This is a genomic window from Shewanella sp. SM95 (assembly GCF_025653595.1).
Lineage (GTDB): Bacteria > Pseudomonadota > Gammaproteobacteria > Enterobacterales > Shewanellaceae > Shewanella > Shewanella oncorhynchi.
In genome coordinates this window covers 186,067-209,863 of the sequence record NZ_JAKKSE010000001.1, presented here as the reverse complement: position 1 = coordinate 209,863, position 23,797 = coordinate 186,067, and the positions used below count along the sequence as shown (strand labels likewise).

At 44.2% G+C, this 23,797-nt stretch carries 25 protein-coding genes and 4 tRNA genes; 10 read left to right on the top strand and 19 right to left on the bottom strand.

The features are described from left to right. Positions 1–6 precede the first annotated feature (6 nt). The 3 genes from rdgB (at position 7) to L5M29_RS00950 (ending at position 3,793) form a co-directional block, all read left to right on the top strand. Positions 7–624 (top strand): RdgB/HAM1 family non-canonical purine NTP pyrophosphatase, encoded by a 618-nt coding sequence (rdgB, locus tag L5M29_RS00960; RefSeq protein WP_263165726.1) that lies wholly within the window; start codon positions 7–9, stop codon positions 622–624. Beyond that, complete coding sequence (gene hemW, locus L5M29_RS00955) at positions 624–1,790, top strand: radical SAM family heme chaperone HemW (RefSeq protein ID WP_263165725.1); 1,167 nt, start codon at positions 624–626, stop codon at positions 1,788–1,790. Before rdgB ends, hemW begins: the two co-directional genes overlap by 1 nt. 152 nt (positions 1,791–1,942) lie before the next feature. Continuing rightward, on the top strand, positions 1,943–3,793 hold the full coding sequence (locus L5M29_RS00950; protein ID WP_263165723.1) for a DUF885 domain-containing protein: 1,851 nt from the start codon (positions 1,943–1,945) through the stop codon (positions 3,791–3,793). 728 nt (positions 3,794–4,521) lie between these two features. Here the strand turns inward: L5M29_RS00950 and L5M29_RS00945 are convergent. The 5 genes from L5M29_RS00945 to trmB form a co-directional block, all read right to left on the bottom strand. Beyond that, positions 4,522–5,463, bottom strand: a complete 942-nt coding sequence (locus L5M29_RS00945) for a LysR family transcriptional regulator (protein ID WP_006082526.1) — start codon at positions 5,461–5,463, stop codon at positions 4,522–4,524. Positions 5,464–5,915: 452 nt separating this feature from the next. Continuing rightward, on the bottom strand, positions 5,916–6,737 hold the full coding sequence (locus L5M29_RS00940) for a YggN family protein (protein ID WP_168824598.1): 822 nt from the start codon (positions 6,735–6,737) through the stop codon (positions 5,916–5,918). A 183-nt stretch (positions 6,738–6,920) separates the two neighbouring features. Next, on the bottom strand, positions 6,921–7,835 hold the full coding sequence (gene glsB / locus L5M29_RS00935) for a glutaminase B (RefSeq protein ID WP_113939414.1): 915 nt from the start codon (positions 7,833–7,835) through the stop codon (positions 6,921–6,923). Then, positions 7,835–8,161, bottom strand: coding sequence for a YggL family protein (locus tag L5M29_RS00930; RefSeq protein ID WP_028761293.1), 327 nt, complete (start codon positions 8,159–8,161; stop codon positions 7,835–7,837). The genes glsB and L5M29_RS00930 overlap by 1 nt, the downstream gene beginning before the upstream one ends. A gap of 48 nt (positions 8,162–8,209) precedes the next feature. Further along, the gene (gene trmB, locus L5M29_RS00925) at positions 8,210–8,926 is read right to left on the bottom strand and encodes a tRNA (guanosine(46)-N7)-methyltransferase TrmB (RefSeq protein WP_105251866.1); all 717 of its coding nucleotides are present in this window, start codon (positions 8,924–8,926) and stop codon (positions 8,210–8,212) included. A gap of 200 nt (positions 8,927–9,126) precedes the next feature. Between trmB and mutY the strand changes: the two genes are divergently transcribed. After that, entirely contained in the window at positions 9,127–10,233 is a 1,107-nt protein-coding gene (gene mutY / locus L5M29_RS00920) for an A/G-specific adenine glycosylase (protein ID WP_263165721.1), read from the top strand. Positions 10,234–10,235: 2 nt separating this feature from the next. Beyond that, complete coding sequence (locus L5M29_RS00915) at positions 10,236–10,514, top strand: oxidative damage protection protein (RefSeq protein ID WP_011788659.1); 279 nt, start codon at positions 10,236–10,238, stop codon at positions 10,512–10,514. 87 nt (positions 10,515–10,601) lie between these two features. On the opposite strand, the gene L5M29_RS00910 is transcribed toward L5M29_RS00915, so the two are convergent. Both L5M29_RS00910 and L5M29_RS00905 read right to left on the bottom strand, forming a co-directional pair. Further along, positions 10,602–11,177 (bottom strand): YceI family protein, encoded by a 576-nt coding sequence (locus L5M29_RS00910; protein WP_011788658.1) that lies wholly within the window; start codon positions 11,175–11,177, stop codon positions 10,602–10,604. A gap of 4 nt (positions 11,178–11,181) precedes the next feature. Continuing rightward, on the bottom strand, positions 11,182–11,733 hold the full coding sequence (locus tag L5M29_RS00905; protein WP_263165718.1) for a cytochrome b: 552 nt from the start codon (positions 11,731–11,733) through the stop codon (positions 11,182–11,184). Positions 11,734–12,122: 389 nt separating this feature from the next. Between L5M29_RS00905 and L5M29_RS00900 the strand changes: the two genes are divergently transcribed. The 4 genes from L5M29_RS00900 (at position 12,123) to L5M29_RS00885 (ending at position 13,147) form a co-directional block, all read left to right on the top strand. After that, positions 12,123–12,198: transfer RNA gene (locus L5M29_RS00900), tRNA-Phe, on the top strand. Between the two features lie 34 nt (positions 12,199–12,232). Then, positions 12,233–12,308, top strand: a tRNA-Thr gene (locus tag L5M29_RS00895). A 680-nt stretch (positions 12,309–12,988) separates the two neighbouring features. After that, positions 12,989–13,064 (top strand) — tRNA-Phe (locus L5M29_RS00890). 7 nt (positions 13,065–13,071) lie between these two features. After that, a tRNA-Thr gene (locus L5M29_RS00885) sits at positions 13,072–13,147 on the top strand. Between the two features lie 293 nt (positions 13,148–13,440). Here L5M29_RS00885 and L5M29_RS00880 read toward each other — a convergent pair. Continuing rightward, positions 13,441–13,626 carry a hypothetical protein gene (locus L5M29_RS00880; RefSeq protein WP_105251863.1) on the bottom strand — a complete coding sequence of 62 codons (186 nt, stop codon included), beginning with the start codon at positions 13,624–13,626 and terminating at the stop codon, positions 13,441–13,443. A 153-nt stretch (positions 13,627–13,779) separates the two neighbouring features. Between L5M29_RS00880 and L5M29_RS00875 the strand changes: the two genes are divergently transcribed. Further along, positions 13,780–14,124 (top strand): DUF3634 family protein, encoded by a 345-nt coding sequence (locus L5M29_RS00875; RefSeq protein WP_263165716.1) that lies wholly within the window; start codon positions 13,780–13,782, stop codon positions 14,122–14,124. Between the two features lie 83 nt (positions 14,125–14,207). Here L5M29_RS00875 and L5M29_RS00870 read toward each other — a convergent pair whose 3' ends face one another. From L5M29_RS00870 to L5M29_RS00820, 11 genes are all read right to left on the bottom strand, one after another. Then, positions 14,208–14,435, bottom strand: coding sequence for a hypothetical protein (locus L5M29_RS00870; RefSeq protein WP_263165715.1), 228 nt, complete (start codon positions 14,433–14,435; stop codon positions 14,208–14,210). Positions 14,436–14,699: 264 nt separating this feature from the next. Then, a complete protein-coding gene (locus L5M29_RS00865; protein WP_105251860.1) occupies positions 14,700–15,245 on the bottom strand; it encodes a DUF3833 domain-containing protein in 546 nt (181 codons plus the stop codon). Further along, a complete protein-coding gene (locus tag L5M29_RS00860; protein WP_263165713.1) occupies positions 15,233–15,847 on the bottom strand; it encodes a chalcone isomerase family protein in 615 nt (204 codons plus the stop codon). The genes L5M29_RS00865 and L5M29_RS00860 overlap by 13 nt, the downstream gene beginning before the upstream one ends. Positions 15,848–15,941: 94 nt before the next feature. Next, positions 15,942–16,523, bottom strand: coding sequence for a DUF2878 domain-containing protein (locus L5M29_RS00855; protein ID WP_263165711.1), 582 nt, complete (start codon positions 16,521–16,523; stop codon positions 15,942–15,944). Positions 16,524–16,614: 91 nt separating this feature from the next. Beyond that, positions 16,615–17,889, bottom strand: coding sequence for an SAM-dependent methyltransferase (locus tag L5M29_RS00850; RefSeq protein ID WP_263165709.1), 1,275 nt, complete (start codon positions 17,887–17,889; stop codon positions 16,615–16,617). A 1-nt stretch (position 17,890) separates the two neighbouring features. After that, the gene (locus L5M29_RS00845) at positions 17,891–18,715 is read right to left on the bottom strand and encodes a DUF1365 domain-containing protein (protein ID WP_198573741.1); all 825 of its coding nucleotides are present in this window, start codon (positions 18,713–18,715) and stop codon (positions 17,891–17,893) included. Further along, positions 18,712–19,962 carry an NAD(P)/FAD-dependent oxidoreductase gene (locus L5M29_RS00840; RefSeq protein ID WP_263148721.1) on the bottom strand — a complete coding sequence of 417 codons (1,251 nt, stop codon included), beginning with the start codon at positions 19,960–19,962 and terminating at the stop codon, positions 18,712–18,714. The genes L5M29_RS00845 and L5M29_RS00840 overlap by 4 nt, the downstream gene beginning before the upstream one ends. Beyond that, positions 19,959–20,759 (bottom strand): SDR family NAD(P)-dependent oxidoreductase, encoded by an 801-nt coding sequence (locus L5M29_RS00835; protein WP_263142397.1) that lies wholly within the window; start codon positions 20,757–20,759, stop codon positions 19,959–19,961. Before L5M29_RS00835 ends, L5M29_RS00840 begins: the two co-directional genes overlap by 4 nt. Then, the gene (locus tag L5M29_RS00830; protein ID WP_219251282.1) at positions 20,759–21,205 is read right to left on the bottom strand and encodes a nuclear transport factor 2 family protein; all 447 of its coding nucleotides are present in this window, start codon (positions 21,203–21,205) and stop codon (positions 20,759–20,761) included. Before L5M29_RS00830 ends, L5M29_RS00835 begins: the two co-directional genes overlap by 1 nt. A gap of 23 nt (positions 21,206–21,228) precedes the next feature. After that, positions 21,229–22,731: a deoxyribodipyrimidine photo-lyase gene (phrB, locus tag L5M29_RS00825; RefSeq protein ID WP_263165706.1), complete on the bottom strand. Its 1,503-nt coding sequence runs from the start codon at positions 22,729–22,731 to the stop codon at positions 21,229–21,231. Then, the gene (locus L5M29_RS00820; RefSeq protein WP_263165704.1) at positions 22,718–23,749 is read right to left on the bottom strand and encodes a MerR family transcriptional regulator; all 1,032 of its coding nucleotides are present in this window, start codon (positions 23,747–23,749) and stop codon (positions 22,718–22,720) included. The genes phrB and L5M29_RS00820 overlap by 14 nt, the downstream gene beginning before the upstream one ends. Positions 23,750–23,797: the final 48 nt, after the last annotated feature.

Below are 23,797 nucleotides of genomic sequence, written 5' to 3'. Positions count from 1 at the left end.
TATTCCATGCAACAAATCGTCCTCGCCAGCGGTAATAAAGGCAAACTCGCTGAATTCGATCAAATGCTCGCAAGCTACGGTGTCACTGTACTGCCGCAGAGCCAGTTTAATGTCAGCGAAGTAGCAGAAACGGGTACCACTTTTGTAGAGAATGCCATTATCAAAGCAAGGCATGCCGCCGAAATCACCGGACTTGCGGCCATTGCCGATGATTCGGGTTTAGAAGTGGATTTACTCCAAGGCGCTCCAGGCATTTATTCAGCACGTTACGCGGGCGAAAATGCCAAAGATCAAGACAACGTATTGAAACTACTTGAGACATTAAAAGACCAGCCAGCACCTCGCGGGGCAAGATTCCAATGCGTACTGGTATATATGCGCCATGCAAAAGACCCGACCCCGATTATTTGCCAAGCCTCATGGGAAGGCCAAATCGACTTTAGCCAACGCGGCGCTAATGGCCATGGTTACGATCCGATTTTTATCCCTGAAAATTATCAATGTAGCGCGGCGGAGCTGGGCAGCAACGAGAAAAATGCCTTAAGCCATCGTGGTAAAGCCCTAGTGCAACTCATCGCCGCCATGCAAGCCCAAGGCGTGTTAACTGGCGGGAATGCACAATAATGTCGTCAACTGCCGTGACTACTGCAATGAAGCTCGAACTGCCACCACTCAGTCTGTATATCCATATTCCCTGGTGCGTACAAAAGTGTCCCTATTGTGACTTTAATTCCCATGGCCAAAATGGCGAACTGCCACAAGAGGCTTATGTTGATGCGCTATTGGAAGACTTACGCCAAGATTTACATCTCGTCCAAGGGCGGCAGATCCATACCATCTTTATCGGTGGCGGCACGCCATCCTTATTCGATGCTTTGCAAATCAAACGCATACTCGATGGTGCCAATGCGCTAATCCCCTTTAGTGACAATATCGAAATCACTATGGAAGCCAATCCTGGTACTTTAGAGCACGATGACTTTAGTGCCTATCGTGCAGCGGGCGTCACTCGTTTATCTATTGGTGTGCAGAGCTTTTCTAAGGATAAACTCAACTTACTCGGACGTATTCACGATCAAAACGAGGCACAAGTCGCCGCTCAAAAAGCCAGCCAAGCGGGATACTTGAGTTTTAACCTCGATTTAATGCATGGATTACCCAACCAAAGTTTTGCTGAAGCTATGGCCGATATCGACACGGCAGCGGCGCTTAACCCGCCACACCTATCTTGGTATCAGTTAACAATTGAGCCCAACACCCTATTCCACTCAAAACCGCCGCAGCTGCCCGATGACGAAGCGCTCTGGCATATCTATGAGCAAGGTCAACAAAAGCTGGCCGCATTAGGGTATGAGCAATACGAAATATCTGCCTACGCAAAACCTGGTTACCAATGTAGGCACAATCTCAACTACTGGCAGTTTGGTGATTATCTAGGCATAGGCTGTGGCGCCCACGGCAAAGTGACGTTGCCAGAAGAAAACCGCATCATACGCACGGTAAAAATTAAACATCCTAAGGGATATCTGAGTGCCCACAACTACACCTTCGAATCGATTGAAGTTGCAGAGGAAGACCGCGCGCTCGAATATTTAATGAATCGCCTGCGCCTGATGACACCTATCCCTAAGCAAGAATTTGAACTGCGTACCGGACAACACAGAGACACATTGACCGAAGGAATGGAAAAGGCCAAACAGCGCGGTTTACTCACAGAATCCGCTGAACATTGGCAATTAACCAGCAAAGGTCACATGTTTGTTAATGATTTACTGACACAATTCTGCTAAGCCTGCCGTTAAAATAGCTATATAAATAATGTGTTAGTAACAAATAGTGTCGTTAAATACTATTACTGCTAACACATTTTCTAACATTAATATCCATACATTCTTGTCCAGCTTCTTTAGAATTGATGCAACTCAATCTAGGAAGCCTGATCATGCCAATAAAAACTAAAATCAGCTTAGTCGCACTGACCCTTTCAGCTCTATTGACCATTCCCGCGTATGCAGCATCAACTTCGCCAGCCTTTCACAGTGCAAGCGAACCTGTGAATACAGTGGTGCAAACCGAGTCAGAAAAAGCCAATGCGTTGTTCGAAACCATCTTCATGGAAAACATCATGGCGAGCCCTATTTCGCAAACCTATATGGGGATCAAGCAAGACTATGATAAATGGGATGAACTGGGTGATGCCGCCGATGATAAAGCCCTAGCACGCACAAAAAAACAACTGGCACAGGTCAATCTGATTGATGCGGCCAAACTCGATCCACAAACAAACCTCAGCCTCACCTTACTCAAACAAAATCTGCAAAATGACATCGAAGATGACCAATGGCGCTACCATAATTACCCTGTGAATCAGATGTATGGCGGCCACTCTATGATCGCCTCCTTCTTGATTAACCAACATCAAATTACCGATGCCAGCGATGCCAAGGCCTATATCAGCCGCTTGAATGGCGTGCCTAAACGTTTAAGTCAATTACAGACAGTTTTAGAAGTCCGCGCAGATAAAGGCATTATCGCGCCTAAGTTTGTATTCGCTTATGTGATTTCAGACAGCCAAAACATCATCAAAGGTGCGCCTTTTGATAAGGGCGACGACAGCGCGCTACTCGCAGATTTTCGCCGTAAAGTGAACGCACTAGCGATTCAAGAAACGGAAAAGCAAGCACTGATTCAACAGGCTGAGCAAGCACTAGTGACCCAAGTCGAGCCCGCCTATAACAAGCTCATCAGTTACATCAAAACCTTAGCAACCAGAGCTGACGACCGCGATGGTGCGTGGAAACTCCCTAATGGCGCGGCCTTTTACAATAATGCTTTGGCCCGCACTACCACCACAAATATGACCGCCGATCAAATCCATGACTTAGGCCTTTCTGAGGTGGAACGTATCCATAATGAAATGCGCGCCATTATGAAGAAGGTCAATTTTAAAGGCGATTTACAGCAATTCTTTAGCTTCATGCGTGACGATCCCCAGTTCTACTACCCCAATACCGCCGAAGGTAAAGCCGCCTATTTAGCTGAGGCGACTAAGTTCATCGACAATATGAAGTCGCGCTTGGATGAAGTGTTCAAAGTAAAACCTAAGGCCACCATGGTAGTGAAGCAGGTTGAAGCCTTTAGGGAAAAATCCGCGGGTAAAGCCTTCTATGAACAACCGGCACCGGATGGTTCGCGTCCAGGTAGCTACTATGCAAACCTATATGACATGAAAGCCATGCCAAAATACCAAATGGAGGCGCTGGCCTACCACGAAGGTATTCCGGGTCACCATATGCAGATAGCCATTTCCCAAGAACTGCAAAATATTCCTAAATTCCGTAAGTTTGGGGGCTATACTGCGTATATTGAGGGCTGGGGTTTATATAGCGAATCTTTCCCAAAAGAAATGGGACTCTACGCCGATCCTTACTCTGACTTTGGTCGCCTAGCAATGGAGTTGTGGCGTGCCTGTCGCTTAGTCGTTGATACTGGCATCCACACAAAAAAATGGACCCGCGAGCAAGGCATAACCTATTACGTGGATAATACGCCAAATGCTAAATCAGATGCGGTGAAAATGGTTGAACGCCATATCGTTATGCCATCACAAGCGACAGCCTATAAAGTGGGCATGATTAAGCTGCAGGAACTCAGACATAAAGCAGAGCAACAGCTTGGCAGTCAATTTGATATCCGCGACTTCCATACGCTAGTACTTGCTAACGGCGCATTGCCACTGGATGTGTTAGAACAACAAGTCGATCTCTGGATAGCCAGCAAGAAGAAGGCCTAATACCCTAATGTTTTAATGCCTTAATGCCTTAATGCCTTAATGCCTTAATGCCTTAATGCCTTAATGCCTTAATGCCTTAATGCTGAGTCGTGAAGCACTGTTAACTTGCTTCACGACTAAAGCGACATAAGTGAAAGTCTTAAGCTGCAGCCAATAAAAAAGCCACTCGAAAGTGGCTTTTTTATTGGTACCATTATCCCGTTAGATAACAGAACCCTTCTCACTGTGGGTCACTATATTTGTTGCATTAATATATGCTTTAGCACTCGCCTTCACATCATTTAACACACAGTTGCGACTTTAGGGTACAGGGAGACAAAACTTGTGCTCAAGGCTGCAAACCATCAATAAAAAAATTACCTCAGCGATAAGGCTGAGGTAAACCAAAAACTAGGATGATGGTTTAAAGAGCCAACATTGTTTTAGTTCTCAAACTTCTGTTGGCTGTGATCCAAAACTGCATTAACGCCGACCTGTATACAAAAATTGAAAGGGGTCATTTCCAATAAACGTATAGGACTCAGGTCATTCCGAATCAACTGCCACCATTGTATTCAATTAAGAACAGAGTTCAAGGATGTTATAAAAAAGTGCTTTAGGAACCCCTAAAAAACCATCAACAAATGTACTCATCAACTCAATCTAACGTATTGATTTTAAATGACCATAAAAGTGCGCGCTCAATTTAAAACCACATAAGACTGCTTTTGAGAACAATGTTTCCTATTTTACTGACGTTTACTGAATAATTCGACATAGGGAGCATCCCAATACGGTGGCGTTCCTATGTGATCTTTGATGAATTCGATAAAAGAACTGACCTTAGGTGCTAAGTGCTTACGACGGGGATAAACCGCCTGCAATGGCAGATGGTGGGTCAATTGCCAATCCTTCAGTAAAGGCACTAATGTCCCTTTGGCAATTTCATCTTCCATCAAATAACTCGCAAGATACACAACGCCAAGACCACTGATTGCAGCAGATTTTAATGCAGGCGCATTATCCACCCTGAAATTACCCGATACGCCAATTTCACAGTAGTCATCACCCTTCTTAAATTGCCACATGCTGTGCTCATGCCACTCGCCTTGATAGACCAAACAATTGTGGTCAACTAACTGCTCAGGTCGAGTTGGCTCGCCATGTTGAGCAATATAGCCAGGCGAAGCAACTAACAGGAATTGGCACTTCATCAGAGGTCTAGCAACCATGCCAAGCGGTAATTGCTCAGACATAGTTAACAGTAAGTCTAAGCCTTCGCTCACGACATCCACTTTATGGTCCAGTAAGCTCACTTGTAGCTCAAGCTCAGGGTGTTTTGCCATAAAAGATGGCAACGCAGGAATGATATGCATCACCCCAAAGGATTGGGAAATTCCCACCTTAAGCACGCCGCGGGTCGCATCATTTAAGTTATGCACGCTGGCTATCGCTTGTTCAGCGTCACGCAGCAGTTCTTCACCTTGCAGATACAGCAAATGCCCTGCTTCAGTCAGACTTAAGCTGCGGGTGGTACGTTGAATTAATTGAACACCAAGTCTATGTTCAAGATCGGCGACTTGTGTACTGACCTTAGACTTAGAGATCCCAAGCCTTCTTGCGGCGGCACTAAAACTACCTGCTCTGGCCACATGAGTAAAAATCGCAATAGGTTCTAACAGTTCTAACATGGAAGTCGCCTTAAGCTGTTTACGACAATGATATTAACTTTCGGTGAGCAGCTATGGTTAGCGTAATCATCGCTTAAAAATAACCATAGCATTGATATCTCGCATCAAAATGATATAACGCAGAGATTTAGACCGAAAAAGTCCACTAAAGTAGGGGGTTATATCTGACTGATATGCCAGCTTTTAATTATATTTTAAGAGTATACCAAATATTCGTCTCTAGACTGTAACATTCCGAACTAAATCGCTGCAAGCCTAGCCTATAAGCCACATCAACTTAGCCATAACGGTTGTCACCACGATTAAACCGTAGCCAATAAAAAAGCCCCTAGTCGATAAATTGACTAGGGGCGTAGCATTCAAATTTGACTCATGCACAAGGAGATAGAAGTTATTGCAGTTAAAACTAAGGCCTATTCGCAAGGATTATTTACAAGAACTATTTGCAAGAACTATTCACGCAGTTCCTTGGTTGAGTTTTGTGTCAACACATAAGGTGCTAGTTCTGGCACTTCTTGGCGCAATTGATTTTCAAGCACTAACAGATGTTCAAATCGGTCGCACAAACGGTCAGCCTTAGCTTCTAATCCCTTAGATTGGCTCTCAACTTGTTGCTCAATATCTTGGCCTAAATTGTCCATTTTTTTGGAGAAGGTATCCATCTTGGCTTCAAAATTTTCACCGCCACCAGACATGATTTGGCCACCTAAGTTCATCATAATGGCGCCAATTGAATTCTGGACAATTTGTTCCATTTCCTGCTCGAATTCATCGTTAAATGTACTTTGCATCGAGTCTTCAGTCGCCCCTAAATAGAAGCTATCACCATTCTTATAAGCCACTGAATCAACCCGTTTTTGAACGCCAGCCATCATTTCATCAAATTTTGCACCAGCAGCATCACCCATTAAAGGTGTTAAGGCCATACCAACAGCTTTGGAAGCAAGAGATACTGCCTCATTCACCAGTTCAATCACTTCTGGCACTTGAGTCGAAACTTCATCGGCATATTGAGTAACCAATTTTTTCTGCTTGTCGGTTAAGTTAACTTGCTTACCTTCCACAAATAACTTGTCAACTTCGATACGATACTTTTCTGTGCCCTTCTCGCTCATGACTAATTTTTTAGGCTCGACCATAACGTCATAATTTAAGGAGACTTCACAGCGCTCATCTATTTTTGGTTCTGTTTGTGCTTGCGCCAGCTGTACGCTAGATGCTCCTAAAATCACGCCAGATAATGCAAATCCAGTTAATAACTTATTTAATTTCATTTTTGTTCGTCCTTTAATCTGAATAATTCGATAAACCTAAACTACTGAATAGCTTATAGCAGGAGACGTGCCAACTTTATAACAATTTGATTATGTTGAATTTTGAAAAGTTAGCACTAAAAGGTCATTAGCGAAATTCGCTAACATTTAGTCTAATAGTGCTAATAAAAACGAGAGATAAGACTAGAAAATAGAACGACCGAGACGCTGACTTAGATGCTCAAGCATCGCAGTGCCCGCAAGTGAGTTGCCATTATTATCGAGTTCTGGGGACCATACACAAATCGACAGTTCTCCAGGGATCACGGCAATAATACCGCCGCCGACGCCACTTTTACCTGGCATACCAACACGATAAGCAAACTCACCAGCACCATCATATAAGCCCGAGGTTGCCAACAGAGCGTTAAGTTGCCGAGTTTGCACTTGAGAAATAAGCTCAGTCCCTGTGATACTTTTGCCGCGATTAGCCAAATACAACATGGCCTTAGACAAGTCAGCACAATTCATCTTCAAGGCGCAATAATGAAAATAGGTGCGTAACACAGTATCAACATCACCTTGAAAATTACCAAATGACTTCATCAAATAAGCGATAGCCGCATTGCGCGCACTATGCTGATATTCTGAATCTGCTACTTGTTTATCGAAACACACTTTATCGTTTTGGCTTAGTTGCCTGACTAACTCAAGCATTCTGTGTTTAGGAGCACCTAAACGACTCTGCAATAAGTCAGCAATCACTAACGCGCCAGCATTGATAAATGGGTTGCGCGGCTTGCCACGTTCTAACTCGACTTGTACTAAAGAGTTGAATGAATGGCCCGAAGGTTCTTTGCCAACACGGCTCCAGATTTCGGCTTCTTCATATAAAGTTAACGCTAAGGTTAAGCTGAAAACTTTGGAGATACTTTGAATCGAAAACGGCTCAAGGTAATCGCCCGCACCTAAAGTTTCACCGTCAACAGTCGTGACGGCAATGCCTAATTTGCCAGCATCAACGCTGGCCAGTGCGGGGATATAATTTGCAACCTTTCCTTGGCCGAGCAAGGGTCGAACTTTCTCGACCACTTCCTCAAGTAATGCCAACTCGGGCATTAACCCCACCAAATGTCGTACAGTTCGCTAACTTCAACCTGAGACACTTTTTGGGTCGCCCAGAATGCCTTAACTGCAGCAATATCTTCTTCGGTACATTTCCCAATCGTTTGAGTGGCGATAATGCCTTCCCATTCGATGTGGCCGCCGCCATGGAAACCTAATTTACGGGTTTCGATCACTTCATCGATGAATTTATCTACAGTTGCATCGATATCGGCTTCAGATACTGATGCATCAAAAGTCCAAGCCATATCGAAACCTAACTCTTGGAATTCATCAACGCGCATTTTCTTACGTAAACGACGGCTACGATTAGTTGCCATAGTGATTTTCCCTTTTGTGTTTAAAATTAGCTAAAATTGAGTTCGTGATTAAGCGATACGCTCAAACATCAGATCCCATACACCGTGACCCAGTCTATGGCCGCGGGCTTCAAACTTTGTCAATGGACGATGATCAGGACGCGGCACCACACTGCCGTCGGCCGACTGGTTTTGATAACCCGGAGCGGCTTGCATCACCTCTAACATATGCTCGCTGTACTCTTCCCAGTCAGTGGCCATATGGAACACACCGCCAATTTTTAGCTTGCGACGAATCAGTTCGGCAAATTCAGCTTGTACGATGCGGCGTTTATGGTGACGTTTTTTATGCCAAGGATCTGGGAAGAACAATTGCACTCGGGCTAATGAACCGTCAGCAATCGCATGTTCTAATACTTCCATGGCATCGTGATGATACACACGTAAATTAGTCACACCAGCAATGGCGGCATCACTGAGGCAAGAGCCTACACCCGGTTTATGTACTTCAATACCAATGAAATTTTGCTCTGGTGCATCTTTAGCCATTTGTACTAAAGAGGCGCCCATGCCAAAGCCAATTTCCAGCACAGTATCGGCTTCACGACCAAAAACATCGCTCAGTACCAATGGCACTGGGCTGTAATCTAAACCCATTGTTGGCCACTGGCTTTCAATAGCGTGTGCTTGGCCTTTGGTTAAGCGACCTTCTCTCAGGACAAAGCTTCTGATCTTGCGCAGATACTTGCCTTCTTCATTAAATTCAGCGGTAGTGACTTCGCTCATTTTTGCCTCGTCTAGTGGACAACACCATTATAAAAGAAGGGCATTATCCAAAGTTCAACATACAGTGCAAGCACTAATGGGGCGAAAGTATACCAAGATTATTTAAGAGTGCGAATTTAGCAGCGATTTTTAGCTTTAGATCCTTTGCCAACTTATCTTTGACGCTTGTCTAAGAAGATAACTGCCGCTACACTGCGCCGATGAAATCTACAGCCTCCTTCGCTACACGTATCGTCTCTTGGTACGACAATCACGGTCGTAAAACCCTCCCTTGGCAGCAAGATAAAACCCCATATCGCGTATGGGTTTCTGAAATCATGCTGCAACAAACTCAGGTTACGACTGTTATTCCCTATTATCTTAAATTTATGGCGCGTTTTCCCGATGTGTTAGCACTTGCTAACGCGCCAGACGATGAGGTATTACATCATTGGACCGGTCTTGGCTATTACGCTAGGGCGCGTAATCTGCATAAAGCAGCCAAAATAATCCGCGATGATTATCAGGGATTATTTCCAACACATTTTGAACAAGTGCTCGCCCTACCCGGCATCGGCCGCTCGACGGCAGGCGCAGTATTGTCATTGTCACTTGGGCAACATCACCCCATTCTCGATGGCAACGTAAAACGTGTATTAGCAAGACATGGGGCAATCGCAGGTTGGCCAGGGCAAAAGACGGTTGAAGAGCAACTTTGGCAACTGACGGATGCCTTCACACCGCAGCAAGATATTCAGAAATATAATCAAGCCATGATGGATATCGGCGCCAGTATTTGCACTCGTAGCAAACCTAACTGTGCCGCTTGCCCTGTAGCGATTGATTGCAAAGCTCAACTGATTGGCAGACAAACCGATTTCCCTGGCAAAAAGCCTAAAAAAACCATACCAACCAAAGCGGCGTGGATGTTAGTGATGATGCAAGACAATCAAGTCTTTCTAGCTAAACGTCCGCCAGCGGGAATTTGGGGCGGGCTCTGGTGTTTCCCTGAATTCGCTACCCAAGCCGCCCTTGAAACTCATCTTGAAGAGCAAGGGTTTGCTGCGCAGCAACTCGAATGGTTAACTGGCTTTAGACACACGTTTAGCCACTTCCATTTAGATATTCAGCCCATGATGCTTAACTTAGATAAAACTCACGGCGATAAAACCCTCGGCAATAAACAGAGCGTGGGTGCTGTCATGGAACAAAACCAGTCTCTCTGGTATAACATAAGTCATCCTTCCAAAGTGGGACTCGCCGCAGCCACCGAGCGCGTGCTAGCCAATTTGGGATCACTCGTTCACTCCGCAGTCAGTAAGGAATAATCATGGCGCGTACAGTCAATTGCGTATATTTAAATAAAGAAGCCGACGGCCTAGACTTTCAACTGTATCCAGGTGATTTAGGTAAGCGCATTTTTGATAACATCAGCAAAGAAGCTTGGGGCCTATGGCAAAAAAAGCAAACCATGCTGATCAACGAGAAAAAACTCAACATGATGAATGTTGATGATCGTAAATTTCTTGAAGAACAAATGACCTCTTTCCTATTTGAAGGTAAAGATGTTGAAATTGAAGGTTTTGTACCAGAAAAAGACCAAGATTAATTCTGGTCGTTAGTCGGCTCTAAGTATAAAGCTTACAAAAAAGCGCCTTTCGGCGCTTTTTGTTTATCTAAATGGCAGAATAAAGAGTTACTTACGCACGCCTTCAACCACTAGATCTAACTCGACATGGCTAGATGCTGGACCTAAATCCATCTTGATACCGAAATCTTTCATCGCAAAGGTGGTTGTGCCCGTAAAACCGGCACGATAACCACCCCAAGGGTCCTGACCTTCACCCACAGCATGGGCCTTGATCGCTAATGGTTTAGTCACACCATTTAAAGTTAAGTTACCGTTAATCACTAAATCGCCATTGCCTTTATCTTCCACCGAAGTAGATGCAAAGGTCGCTTTAGCGAATTTGCCAGTATTAAGAAAATCTTCGCCGCGAATGTGTTTATCACGCTCAGCATGGTTTGAATCGACACTTAATGTATTCACAGTAACATTTACAGTCATCGCTGTTGGTTTAGCCGCATCGTAACTAAAATCACCGCTAAAATCATTAAAACGCCCCACCACATAGCTATAACCTAAATGGTTTACTTTAAAAGTAATAGAAGCATGAGCACCTTCTGTATCAATCACATAATCTGCAGCAGAAGCCGCCATAGGAACCAATAGAGATACACCAATCAGTGCGCTTAACAGTTGCTTTTTCATTGTATTATCCTCGTTTAAATTTAATCATTCTAAGTAGGGTAGTGTCTTTATCGATAAAGTGATGTTTTAATGCGCCCGCCGCGTGAATAACGACCAGCGCGATCAAGCTGTAAGCCGCATACTGGTGAATATCACCCGCGATATCAGCTTGGTTTTCAAACAAAAGTCCCAATCCTGGTAGTTCAAACCAATCAAACACCCAGATACCACGGCCATCTGCGGTTGAGATCAAAATGCCAGCAGTCATAATGACAAAGAGCAAGACATAAATAATAAAATGCGCCAAATGTGCGGCCGTCTTTTCCCACGGTTTATGACTCGCCTCAGGTACAGGCTTGGGATTAACTAAGCGCCATACCAAACGAAATATTGTCGCAGCCAATAACAGAATCCCAATACTTTTATGTAGATGCGGCGCAGTCTTGTACCAAGTACTGTAGTAGGTTAACTCCACCATCCACACACCGACTGCAAATAACCCAATCACGATGAACGCACTCAACCAATGGGTCACAATGGCGGTAATTCCATAAGCAAACTGACTATTTCGAAACATACTGCGACTCCGTACTCGCGTTTTCTTCATGCTATCCATGAAATAATATTCATTATCATAAATCTAAATTTAAAAACTAAAATCAGTAAAAATCGCTTATATCTTTCTAAATTTTAGAAAGTAAGCCAAAAATCATGATCTGTGAGCACAACGCTATAGTAAACATCAGTATCCCTCTGACTTGAAAACTACAGTCAACGAATGAAATTGAGCTGAATTCGCAAAATAAGAGATAAAAAACACCCAAGATGTGCATTAAACAGCCGAACGAGTGATTTATCGGGAAAAAGCACTTGCAGAGGTCAAACACCCTAGCTAATATAGCCGCACTTCGAACGATACGGCTTAGCCAATGAGTTCAAAGTAGTTAACTAACGCTTAGTTTAGTTGCCCGAATAGCTCAGTCGGTAGAGCAGAGGATTGAAAATCCTCGTGTCCCTGGTTCGATTCCGGGTTCGGGCACCATTATTCTGTAGTAAAAATTGCAGTAAAGATTTAAGCCGGCATAGCTCAGTTGGTAGAGCAACTGACTTGTAATCAGTAGGTCCCGAGTTCGACTCTTGGTGCCGGCACCATATAAAACAATGAAACCACTCAATGAGTGGTTTTTTTTGTATCTGAAACTTGAATAATAACTCACAAAGTCTGTGGTCAATCGCAACTGACTTACTCTTGATAATACCAGTAGGTTCCGAGTTCGACTCTTGGTGCCGGCACCATATAAAACAATGAAGCCACTCAATGAGTGGCTTTTTTGTATCTGAAATTTGAATAATAACTAATAAAGTCTGTGGTCAATCGCAACTGACTTACTCTTGATAATATCAGTAGGTCCCGAGTTCGACTCTTGGTGCCGCCGGCACTATATAAAACAATGAAGCCACTCGCTTACTCTTAGTTGCTCCGCTTCCATCAATCAAAGCTCAACAATACCCACTGCGCTCCACAGCTCCTTGCTTGCAATAGATGAGCTTAAACCTTAATTTTTCTCTCCCCAATAGCAGATAAATGAATGAGGAAGTTAGGATAAACAGCCATATGGAACACCTATTGGCGTTAAAGTGCTGAAACTTTCAGCGGTAAAATAAGAGTAAAACGAAAGAATCAAATAAATAAGCGCATTTTGTTTAATAGTTAATCAGTCACTTAAAAAGGGCTTGCACAGCTAAAGCGAGCACTATATTATACGCGCACTTCGAACGAACAAGGTCTTCACGACTTAGTTCAAAGTAGTTAACTAACGCTTAGTTTAGTTGCCCGAATAGCTCAGTCGGTAGAGCAGAGGATTGAAAATCCTCGTGTCCCTGGTTCGATTCCGGGTTCGGGCACCACAATTTAGCCGGCATAGCTCAGTTGGTAGAGCAACTGACTTGTAATCAGTAGGTCCCGAGTTCGACTCTTGGTGCCGGCACCATATAAACAATGAAGCCACTCAATGAGTGGCTTTTTTGTATCTGAAATTTGAAGTGTTTCAAAGCAAAACACAACGAACTTCCCTCAGTAATAACGATAGCGCCCTCAATACTGGCACAATAAGCGTTCAAATCGAGCGTTAAGATAATGTATTGACTTCACGCAACGGACAATCGCTTCATCCTTTCCTCCTATAAATGATAGTTTTATATTCGCCACATAAAAAAGCCACTCATTATTGAGTGGCTTTGCGTTCTTATACAAACTATCTAGTTCCAAATGACTCAATCGTGCTTATTTGATGAGCTCGAGTGGCATAGGCCTATCACCTGCTTGAACTTGATGTTGAACATGGCGCCACCCTTGAGTGAGCTCACTTAGATGTGCTTTTCTCTCGGGGAAATGTGTAGCAAGTTTTTCGATAACATCGATTTGCTTCTTACACAATAATGACCAACGATCTGCATTTGATAAGTACATGGCGTTTTCCTTAACTGAGGGGTTACTTTTCCTTAGCCAGTTAAGTCTAGGCTGGAATCATTTTATTGCCAATTCAAAATTGCGCGTTAGCGCACTGTTAAAACAACTAACTCGGGAGTATCTTGGTTCTATAAACATAAGATAGGAGGCGTTATGACAGCCGATATTTTCAAACTCATTTTTGTCGCTATTGGTATATTTCTCGTTTACAAACTGATATTTGGTGGCAAGAAAGGTCTGACTATTTTTGAAATGCATTTTAAAGATGGCCGTATGACTCAGCATAAGGGCAAGATCCCCGAACGATTCGAACGGGAATGCCGCCAAATCGCTAAAACCGAAAAACTGACTTGTACTGTTAGGGCTGAAAAATCAGGAGATGTACGCTTACACATTTCTGCCAACGTGAGTGAAAATGTAAAGCAAAGGATTCGTAATCTGTTTCCGTTTGAATATTATGACAAAAAATCGATAGATAACAGTCGTCAAGCGGGTTAGTTCTTCGCCTCTCCCCTAGCAACCTTAATACTTGCTATTGATAGTTAAGTATTGAGGTTGAAGTGAGCTCCTAAGGCATTTTCTTATTTAAACTTAACTGGATACCTAGGTTTTAGAAAATCGGATTCTAACTGACCGTCTTTTCTCGCATCTCGAATACGACGTTCATTATCTTGCACCATAGGATCGCTTACGGGTTGATGAGGATCGACTTGTTTCTCAGAATGATCCTCAAACTTAAAGTCAAAAGATGAACAAGCAGTTAACGACAGACTAAAAAATATTCCCCATAAAACAACGTGTTTATTCATCGACTACCCCCTATCTATTTAGACTTAGACTTAAGCTCAGATTAATTAAATTTAAACAATGGGTTGCAATAACCTTACCCCCATATATCACTTATGCCACTAGCAAAAATGCCTAGCTGCAACTTTGGTTTGACTTCAACACTTTAATGCAGAAAAAAGGGGGTTATTAGCCAAGCTATACTGTTTAAGCCAATTTAAGTCTTAATCAACAGAGTTAATCCAAGACAAGCTGGGGTAAGCCAACTTAACTAAAAATTGCTGAGACTATTTTTGAATAACTAAAGTGACTTTGGCAACTGTGATGCCAAACTTAATAATATCACTCTGATTTATAATGGTATTATCATTCACTAAGAACATCCAATCGTCGAAATGAACTTGATATTCCTCACCATCCACAGGCAATAACATATCGTATTTCCAACGTAGCGCACTGCCGCTAGATTGGCCATCGGCAGTCCCGATAATGTCACCTGCAGTTCCTGAGTATCGCCCTTCCCCTAGTGCCTTGATGCGCCATACACGAGTTTGAGTTTCACCATCATCATACACAAACCATTCATTAATGACTCCCTCACTTCCCTGCCAACTGGCTTCCATAATGACATTGAATTTGCGGATTACTTTGCCACTAAAATCTTGTACGACCCCAGAGGCTTTTAATGGCCCATTAAAAAATGACTCCAAAACCAATGTCGGATGAGTATCTTTATAATCAGTCACTTCCACCGATGAACAACTCGACAACAGCCCTATCATTATTAAACCTAAAAATAACTTTCGGCCAACAAGCCGTTTCAACAATCGCATGGTTTTTCTCCGAGTAATTGCGCCCGCAAATCAGGACGACTAGTAGCTTTCGATAACCAAATCGCTAAAAATGCCTCAGCAAAATTAGCATCATGGATAATGTCGAGTGGTTGATGATTAAAGAAAAACTGACTCGTTTGTCCATCTATCACCTTAAAACTTAAATGGTCGCCCTGCTTCACATCGGGCCAAGTCGCATTTAATAAACCCAACCAACGTTGGATATCATTTTCGGCAAACGCTAGATGCTGCCATTGATCTTTTGTCGCTTCGAGCAAATCCTCTGACTCAATATCTCGATAATATTCAATATCTAACACCAGAGGATATTGCCCCTGTTGATAACGGCCATTTACCGTCATCAGTCTCGCCTTATACAAACTAAACCACAGCCAATCCATTTCTGTGCGGCCCACTTCCTGAAAAGTCTGCGTCACATCGGTGGCATCATTCAGTTCGATAGTAATGTTTTCAAAATCAGGCGTTTTCGCCTCTAACGCTTTTAAAGGTGCGGCCAATAAACTGAGGGCCAATAGACTTAAGCAGCTTGAATTCAAAAATGAAAAACCAAGATTTGGGCTACGATTACGAACTGACGACATGGGATCCCCCTTTTACTGCATGATGTCTTACAACAGGTACTTAACTAAAAACGGCATAATGACTTAACCGCGATCAATTCCTACAACTCAATAATTAACGCCCAAACACAGTAAAAGAACGCGCTTTAGTGCTTCGATTAAATCCATAGGGATTAGCAAGTTGGATTAAAAATGGCAACAAGACTAGCCAAACCAAAAATAACACCACAGCAGAAATAACATTGCCATAGGGCAAGCTCACGGCATTAAATTGTGCGCCAGCCAAATAGCTTAACCCACCAAATACGCCCCCGAGTAACGCCTGAAATATCAGCGGTAAAGGTCGCATAAAGGCCAAACTATAATTCAGGGTCAAAGCAAAATGCAGCCACAGGCAACCAAGCCACCAAGGGAAAAGAGCAAACTCAAACACCCCTAAAACAGAGAGTACGGTATCGATGCCTATTCCTAAGGCTGCAACCTTTAGCATCAATAGCAAATCCACTTTGCGATACTCGGGCTTACTTAAGGAAGCTAGCAGGATAAAGTGAAATAATAACAAAGGGATAGTTAACAACAGTGAGGTGTTAAGCCAAAGTACGCTAGACCACCACACAGCCTGAAAACTCAAGGCGTTATAGAGAATAAAGCCCTGATGTTTAAAAGGAACCCGAGAGTTAGCTAACATGGACTTCATCTTTGCCTCACTTTTATCTTGCTGCAAACAAAGCGGCTCATTCCAACGAAAATGGTTATTTCCACTAAAGTAACTGCTTAATCAAAACAAATTACGTCGCATTAGGGCTATTGCTTGGGAGATGATGGCTAGCAATGCGATAGTCCGGACGCACAGCCACTAAATGCACTGTGCTTGTGGTACGTTCTAAAAATCCACCTTCACAATAACTTAGGTAAAATTTCCACATCCGAATAAAATCATCGCCATAACCTAAAGCTTGGATTTCGCCTATCGCATGATCAAAATTCTTATGCCAATGTTTTAAGGTTTTAGCGTAATCGAGCCCCATATCATTGAGCGACCAAACCACCATGTCCGTCTGTTTGGCAATGTGACCGACCATTTGGCTCACTGAGGGTAAGCAGCCACCGGGGAAAATATAACGCTGAATAAAATCCACACTTTTGCGATAGCTGTCATAACGTTGATCGGCAATCGTTATCGCCTGTAGCAGCATGCGCCCATTGGGTTTTAACAATGTTTCCAGCTTTTTAAAGAAGCCTGGTAAATACTCATGCCCCACAGCTTCAATCATCTCGATAGAAACAACCCTGTCGTATTCTCCGGTGAGATTGCGATAGTCCTCTGTCAGCAGCGTCACTTTATCGCTTAGCCCTTCGCGTTCGACACGGGCTTTGGTATAGGCGTATTGCGCATCTGAAATCGTTGTTGTTGTCACGTGCACGCCATAATGCTTAGCCGCATAAATAGCCAGCGCGCCCCAGCCTGTACCAATCTCAAGCAAGGTTTGACCCGGCTGTAAATCGAGCCGCTCACAAATAGTCATCAGCTTAAACAACTGCGCTTCCTGCAAACTGGCTTCCTCATGTGGATAAAGCGCGCTGGAATACAACATTTCACGGTCGAGGAATTGCTCATACATAGCATTACCCAAATCATAGTGGGCGAGAATATTCCGCTTTGAGCCCTCTTGAGAATTGCGATTCAGCACATGCTTCACACGGTTTATCGTGCCAGTTAACCAAGAGAATTTGGCTTCAATCTTATCGAGTAAGGCTAAATTACGGGCAAACAGTTGTACGACTTTGGTGAGATCAGGGCTCGTCCAATGGCCTTGAATATAACCTTCACCCGCACCAATGGAGCCTGAAAGCATTATTTGACGATAAAAACTCGGGTGTTTAACCACAAGCGTAGCGTGCAAGTCGGTATGACTCTCACCAAAACGATAACTCTTGTCGCCCTCAACCAAGGTCAAGCAGCCATGTGGGAGACTTTCCAGCGCCTTAAGCAAGACTTTACGCGCAATACTGTCGGGCAGTTTCCCTGTGGTGACTGAGGTTTGCGAAGCCGTATTTTCCATGTTATTTCTCCATCTGAGCTGGATGCGGCACAAAGGGCACACGTTTAAAAAAGAGTTTTAGCGCTTGCCAATAAATCCCGAAGAAGATCTTGAGAGTCATAAAAGGGAAGCGAAACAAAAGCGTCCGTAAATTGGCCGCCGTGATCGGTTGGCGTTTCATCACTAAATTGGCATTAAACAGTTTTTTGCCATTCTCTTGCATCGACTTGTTTTCAATACCGATGTTTAAGTCTTCACTCGGCGCAGACACATGCCAGAGATAACGCATATCGAGAGTCATAAAGGGAGACACGTGAAACACTTTGTCAGAAGGTTTGGGCGCGGCTAAATCGACTAAATAGCAATGGCGCTGATCCCAAGGCGTGTTACTCACCTCGGCCAACATGTATAAAGGCGTTTGATCTTGATAACAAAAGTAGAAATTTACTGGGCTAAAATACACGCCAAAATGGCGGATCTGACCCACAAACAAAACTCGATCGCACAGTTTATCTGCGCCTAACGCTGCCACTTGAGTCAATACGCGACTCTTAAGTGCAGCTGCGCTCGGATCGACAACAGCCACTTCACCGCTGTCATTGGATTTAGTCGTAAAAGACGTTAAATAGTCTTTAGGATTGAATCTCAGTAAAGCGCGGCGCTGGCTGGCAAAAACTCGCCCCATGGCACTGATCTTATCGACTTCATCTAAATCAATCGCCAACAGCGCCATGGCATAACTAAAGCTATGTTTAATCGGTGTAAAACGGCTGTGGGATACAGTGCCGTAATAAATACCGCTATTGAGCTCTGTCATATTTAGACCTGTCACATTTAAACCTGTCATAGGCTGACACCAAAATGGGCACACACATCAAGTGCACTGCGAACGCCATCTTCATGGAAACCATTGTGCCAATAGGCGCCAGCAAAATGGGTATGATTTTGCCCGGATATTTCCTCACGGCGGCCCTGAGCCTTAAGACTGGCTTCGTTAAACACTGGGTGGGCATAATTGAAGCGGCGTATCACTTTCGCCTCATCAATCAACTCTGACTGATTCAAGGTGACACAAAAGGTCGGCGCATTGGCTGGCAACTGTTGCAGTATGTTCATGTTGTAAGTCACTGACGCAGGACGTTTTAGGTTCCCATCTAGCCTATAGTTCCAACTCGCCCAAGCGGCTTTTCGCTTCGGTAAAATACGCGTATCCATGTGCAGCACCACATCGTTATTCTGGTAGCTGAGGTCGCCTAAAATGGCGCGTTCTGTTGGCGTAGGATCGTTTAACATCCGCAGTGCTTGGTCGCTATGACAGGCTAAAATCACCTCATCGAATTCCAACCATTCACCGTGAACTTGTAACTTCACCCCATTGCCATGGCGTTCAATACCTGTCACAGGTGAGTTAAGGCGGATATTGTCTTTAAAGGGCGCAATAAGATCAGGAATATAGCTACGCGAGCCACCCTTTAGCACATACCACTGGGGTCTATCACTGACATTTAATAAACCATGGTGCTGGAAGAAACGAATAAAAAACTTCAACGAAAACGCGCGCATATCTTCTATGCTCGAAGACCAAATCGCCGCACCCATGGGCAAAATGTAATGTTCAGCGAAAAATGGTGAGAAGTGTTCATTGTCTAAATAATCACCTAAGTTACCTTCGGGATAAATATCCTGTTGATAGAGTGCCTTACAGCCTTTATTGAAGCGCAAAATTTCTTTTAAAAAGGCCCAAAAGCGTGGATTCAGGAGGTTACGCTTTTGGGCAAACAAACTGCCTAAATTGTGGCCGTTGTATTCAAGCCCAGTCAGCGCATTGTGCACGCTAAAACTCATCTCAGTCGGTAATATGGTGACATTAAGGCGAGCTAATAAACGTTCAAATCGTGGATAGGTTCTGTCATTAAACACGATGAAACCAGTGTCTATAGCGTAGGTTTGCCCTTGATGCTCCACATCGACTGTCGCCGTGTGGCCGCCGATATAGTCATTGGCCTCAAACACTGTAACCCTGTGCGACTCACTTAATAGATGGCCACAGGTTAATCCAGAAATGCCGGTGCCGACGATGGCGATATTTTTCATAAACTCTTGTCCTTTAGCGGCTTGGCTTGAGTATCGTTTGCAATCATTTTTTGCCACACAAAGGCAGGTAAAAACGACATCAACTTCAATAGATAAGTAAAGCGTCGCGGAAAATGGATCTCGCGCTTGTCACCTTTCAGCCCATTACGTATCGCCTTAGAAGCGGTTTGTACACTCACTTGCATTGGCATAGAAAAATCATTTTTTGCGGTCAGTGGTGTCGCCACAAAACCAGGGCAAATCAAGCTCACGCCTATGTCGTTCTTGGCAAGATCGAGCGCAAGACTCGAGGCTAAATACTGCACGCCGGCTTTAGAGGCGCCGTAAGCTTCAGCGCGAGGGAAAGGTAAATAAATAGCGCTGGAACTCATTAAGCCAATACGTGACCCCCTAGGCATTAAAGGTAAAAATGCCCCGAGGCAATATCCCATTGCAATTAGATTGGTATGGATAACGCGCTCGAACAACACATCATCGAAAGCCTTAGCATCATCAATATATTCACAACTGCCCGCATTCAAAATGACCAAATCGAGCTGAGAATCTGTTTTCGCCAATAGCTCAGCTACATTTTGGCCAGCTTGTTGAACTTGGTCGCGCTGGGATATATCAAAAATTAACAACGTAGCACCGACTAGTTCATTCAAGGCTAACGCCTCTAACCTTTCTTGGGAGCGGCCACAGGCAATGACGTGCCAACCTAAGGACAAATAATCCTGCGCCAGTTGCAACCCAATGCCTGAGCTTGCACCTGTAATCAGCACTGTATTTATTTTCATCGGCTTAACAGCGTCCATTACTTTGCCGCCCTGTCTTTGAGCAAGCGGATAAGGCCGCCCATGCAAGGCAAATGCTCATACAACATTTGCCCTAAGTCGAAGTAATCCCTGTGAAAATAAATCTTGTCGTTGAATTTAAGTTGGCTCATGCCATCAACACGGATAAGTCCGCCTTTATTCAACTTAGGGTGGCTATATTCCATCTGCCAGAACAGCGCGGCTTGATTCGCATCCTGCTGTACTTCTTTGATCTCAAACTGAATATGCTTAACATTCTTATATAACTTCGCGAAGTACTGAGTTAACGACGCTAGCCCTGTGATTTGATGCATAGGATCGGTAAAACTAATACTGTCGTCGTAAACCCGACCTAACAGATGCAAGTTATCTTTATTTAAAGCTTGATAAAGCTGAATAAAATCATCAACAAGCGTATTAGTCTCAGTCGTCGCTTGGTTTATCATCTTGTTATTGCTCCTGATCCTATTTATTGGGCCGTGGCCTTTTTCAATACGCCTAATACTGTTAATGCCCTTGCTCTTGCTGCACTGTGCTCGACAATCGCACTTGGATAAGCCGTTTTAGTGTTGAATAACGGCTGTTCAAACAAGGACGGTGTATGCGCTGTACTGGGTTGATGTAATTGCTTAATTCCCCAAGATGCGAGCTCTGGTAAATACTTACGGATAAAGCTGCCATCTGGATCAAATTTTTCACTCTGGCTTATAGGATTAAAAATACGGAAATAAGGCTGAGCATCGCAGCCACAACCCGCAGACCACTGCCAGCCGCCATTATTCGCGGCTAAGTCACCATCAATCAGTTTTTGGCGGAAATAGCGCTCGCCCCAGCGCCAGTCAATCAGCAGATGTTTAGTCAGGAAACTCGCCACCACCATACGCAGCCGATTGTGCATCCAACCCGTTTGATTGAGCTGGCGCATTGCCGCATCCACAATCGGATAGCCAGTACGACCTTCACACCAAGCAGCAAACTCCTGCGGGTTATTGCGCCACAGCACATGGTCGGCTTGACGATTGAAATTGTGATTCTTAGATAAATCGGGAAATGCCACCAGCAAATGACGGTAAAACTCACGCCAAGTAAGCTCATTTAACCAAGTACGAGCAGGGCTAGTGTCGTCGACAATCACCTCAGGGAATTGATGCAGCAGCGCGGCAACGCATTGTCTTGGGCTAACCACACCAATGGCCAGATAGGGTGAAATTGAACTAGTGCCATCAATGGCGGGGAAATCCCTATCTTGCTTATAATCCTGCACTTTCTGCTGAATAAATGCCGAGAGCAAACGCTTTGCCTGCCCTTCTCCCGCAGCCCAAAGTTCACTCGACACTTTAGTGACATTGTTAAACAAAAGCGGCTTTGGCTCGGCCAACACAGGTCCAAGTGGCGCCGGAACAGGAAGCGGCAAAATGGCATGGCGGGCGGCAATTTCTCGCCACTTACGGCTAAAAGGAGTGAAAACCTTGTACATGTCGCCGGACAAATTCAGCACAGTACCCGGCTTAAGCAAACAGTGTTCTTCGGTTAATACTAGAGGAATACCCGCCTGAATACAGGCCTGGTCGCGCAGTTGCTCGTTAATCTCAGGCTCGCGACCAGCAAACACTCTACCAATCCCCTGTTGCTGACAATAGTGACCGATAAACTCAGGTACATCAGCAAAGGTATCTAACTGAATTAACTCGAATCCAATACCAAGACTCGCCAGTCCTTGGGCAAGTAAATTGATATGACGTTCGATAAAATCCAACTGAATTGGCGCAACGTCATGGCGCTGCCACTGGGTTGGTGTAGCGATATAAATCGCCTTAAGTGCCACGCCATTCTCCCGCGCCCAATCACAGGCTGCGGTTAACGCCTGATTATCGGCAAGGCGTAAATCTTGGCGAAACCACATCAGTGCATTATTGCCCTGCACTTTTATTGGGATTGAATCTATTTGCATTGAATCGTTAGCTAATGTCATTGTTTTTCTCGCTATTTATCTGCTCGCTTTGATTCACGGTATTCATCTTTCCACTGTGCTTACGACTTCTATTCACCTTCCCCGCTAAACGAGATGGCATTTTTCCAATCAAGTCTGTCATCGAAGACGCCAAAAAAGCAGATAAAGGGCTTAACGTTGGCGCAAAAGGACCCATAAACCAGCATGGGAAAGTCATTTGCTCCAATACAGTCAGCATTTCAGTCTGTTCAGAACCAGAATGATTTGAGTCGGGAATAAGCAAAAGTGCATCGACGTTAAGCCTGCCTCGCAGCAAAGGTAAACTGCCCATGGCTTGCTCGCCAAGATCAATAACCGATACCCGCAGCGACGCTAACTCGAGCGATAGAAGTAGAGAAAACAGAATGTTAGTGCGGGTGGAATTAAGCGAGGTATGTACCCCACGGGATAGACTCACCACAGCGATTCTCGCCGTCACGGCCTGCCCAGTAAAGGCATGACGTCCACCCACTCGGTTAAGTAGCTCGCTCTTTAACCAAGCAATAATCAACTCGGCATCAAGTCGCTCATTCACTAAGTCCTCGAGTTGATTAAGCCAAGGTTGTAGCAACTTTTCTTTCACCAATTGGAAAGGATATAAGCCAAATGCATCATCTAATATCTGCTGTAATTTGTGCTGATTGAAATCGAATAATGCCGTATTGAGCGCAGTGACTTGCTCGCACCATAAATCAATGGCTTGGGTTTGAACTATTTCTGTAAATGAAGATTTAGCAGCACTCATCAGCAAAGGTTTAACCTTACTGATCGCAACACCTTTAGCTAGCCATGCATTAATCTCATGGATTTCTTGGATATTTTCGCTCGTATATAATCTGTGTCCCTTGGGTGTACGTGCAGGGATCACTAAGCCAAAACGGCGCTGCCATGCCCTTAAGGTCACGGCATTCACGCCCGTTAAGGCCGACACTTCACCAATGGGGAGTAATATCTCACCATTGGGTTCTGTGTGGGCCGTGTTCTCTATAGTTTGTTTCATATTTCAGTAATAACTCACTAAATCAAAAGCTAAAATCAACTGAATGCG

Bases quoted from the DNA above. Each gene is read 5' to 3' on its own strand.
- rdgB (WP_263165726.1), top strand. From the start codon at position 7: ATGCAACAAATCGTCCTCGCCAGCGGTAATAAAGGCAAACTCGCTGAA.
- hemW (WP_263165725.1), top strand. From the start codon at position 624: ATGTCGTCAACTGCCGTGACTACTGCAATGAAGCTCGAACTGCCACCA.
- L5M29_RS00950 (WP_263165723.1), top strand. From the start codon at position 1,943: ATGCCAATAAAAACTAAAATCAGCTTAGTCGCACTGACCCTTTCAGCT.
- L5M29_RS00945 (WP_006082526.1), bottom strand. From the start codon at position 5,463: ATGTTAGAACTGTTAGAACCTATTGCGATTTTTACTCATGTGGCCAGA.
- L5M29_RS00940 (WP_168824598.1), bottom strand. From the start codon at position 6,737: ATGAAATTAAATAAGTTATTAACTGGATTTGCATTATCTGGCGTGATT.
- glsB (WP_113939414.1), bottom strand. From the start codon at position 7,835: ATGCCCGAGTTGGCATTACTTGAGGAAGTGGTCGAGAAAGTTCGACCC.
- L5M29_RS00930 (WP_028761293.1), bottom strand. From the start codon at position 8,161: ATGGCAACTAATCGTAGCCGTCGTTTACGTAAGAAAATGCGCGTTGAT.
- trmB (WP_105251866.1), bottom strand. From the start codon at position 8,926: ATGAGCGAAGTCACTACCGCTGAATTTAATGAAGAAGGCAAGTATCTG.
- mutY (WP_263165721.1), top strand. From the start codon at position 9,127: ATGAAATCTACAGCCTCCTTCGCTACACGTATCGTCTCTTGGTACGAC.
- L5M29_RS00915 (WP_011788659.1), top strand. From the start codon at position 10,236: ATGGCGCGTACAGTCAATTGCGTATATTTAAATAAAGAAGCCGACGGC.
- L5M29_RS00910 (WP_011788658.1), bottom strand. From the start codon at position 11,177: ATGAAAAAGCAACTGTTAAGCGCACTGATTGGTGTATCTCTATTGGTT.
- L5M29_RS00905 (WP_263165718.1), bottom strand. From the start codon at position 11,733: ATGTTTCGAAATAGTCAGTTTGCTTATGGAATTACCGCCATTGTGACC.
- L5M29_RS00880 (WP_105251863.1), bottom strand. From the start codon at position 13,626: ATGTACTTATCAAATGCAGATCGTTGGTCATTATTGTGTAAGAAGCAA.
- L5M29_RS00875 (WP_263165716.1), top strand. From the start codon at position 13,780: ATGACAGCCGATATTTTCAAACTCATTTTTGTCGCTATTGGTATATTT.
- L5M29_RS00870 (WP_263165715.1), bottom strand. From the start codon at position 14,435: ATGAATAAACACGTTGTTTTATGGGGAATATTTTTTAGTCTGTCGTTA.
- L5M29_RS00865 (WP_105251860.1), bottom strand. From the start codon at position 15,245: ATGCGATTGTTGAAACGGCTTGTTGGCCGAAAGTTATTTTTAGGTTTA.
- L5M29_RS00860 (WP_263165713.1), bottom strand. From the start codon at position 15,847: ATGTCGTCAGTTCGTAATCGTAGCCCAAATCTTGGTTTTTCATTTTTG.
- L5M29_RS00855 (WP_263165711.1), bottom strand. From the start codon at position 16,523: ATGAAGTCCATGTTAGCTAACTCTCGGGTTCCTTTTAAACATCAGGGC.
- L5M29_RS00850 (WP_263165709.1), bottom strand. From the start codon at position 17,889: ATGGAAAATACGGCTTCGCAAACCTCAGTCACCACAGGGAAACTGCCC.
- L5M29_RS00845 (WP_198573741.1), bottom strand. From the start codon at position 18,715: ATGACAGGTTTAAATGTGACAGGTCTAAATATGACAGAGCTCAATAGC.
- L5M29_RS00840 (WP_263148721.1), bottom strand. From the start codon at position 19,962: ATGAAAAATATCGCCATCGTCGGCACCGGCATTTCTGGATTAACCTGT.
- L5M29_RS00835 (WP_263142397.1), bottom strand. From the start codon at position 20,759: ATGGACGCTGTTAAGCCGATGAAAATAAATACAGTGCTGATTACAGGT.
- L5M29_RS00830 (WP_219251282.1), bottom strand. From the start codon at position 21,205: ATGATAAACCAAGCGACGACTGAGACTAATACGCTTGTTGATGATTTT.
- phrB (WP_263165706.1), bottom strand. From the start codon at position 22,731: ATGACATTAGCTAACGATTCAATGCAAATAGATTCAATCCCAATAAAA.
- L5M29_RS00820 (WP_263165704.1), bottom strand. From the start codon at position 23,749: ATGAAACAAACTATAGAGAACACGGCCCACACAGAACCCAATGGTGAG.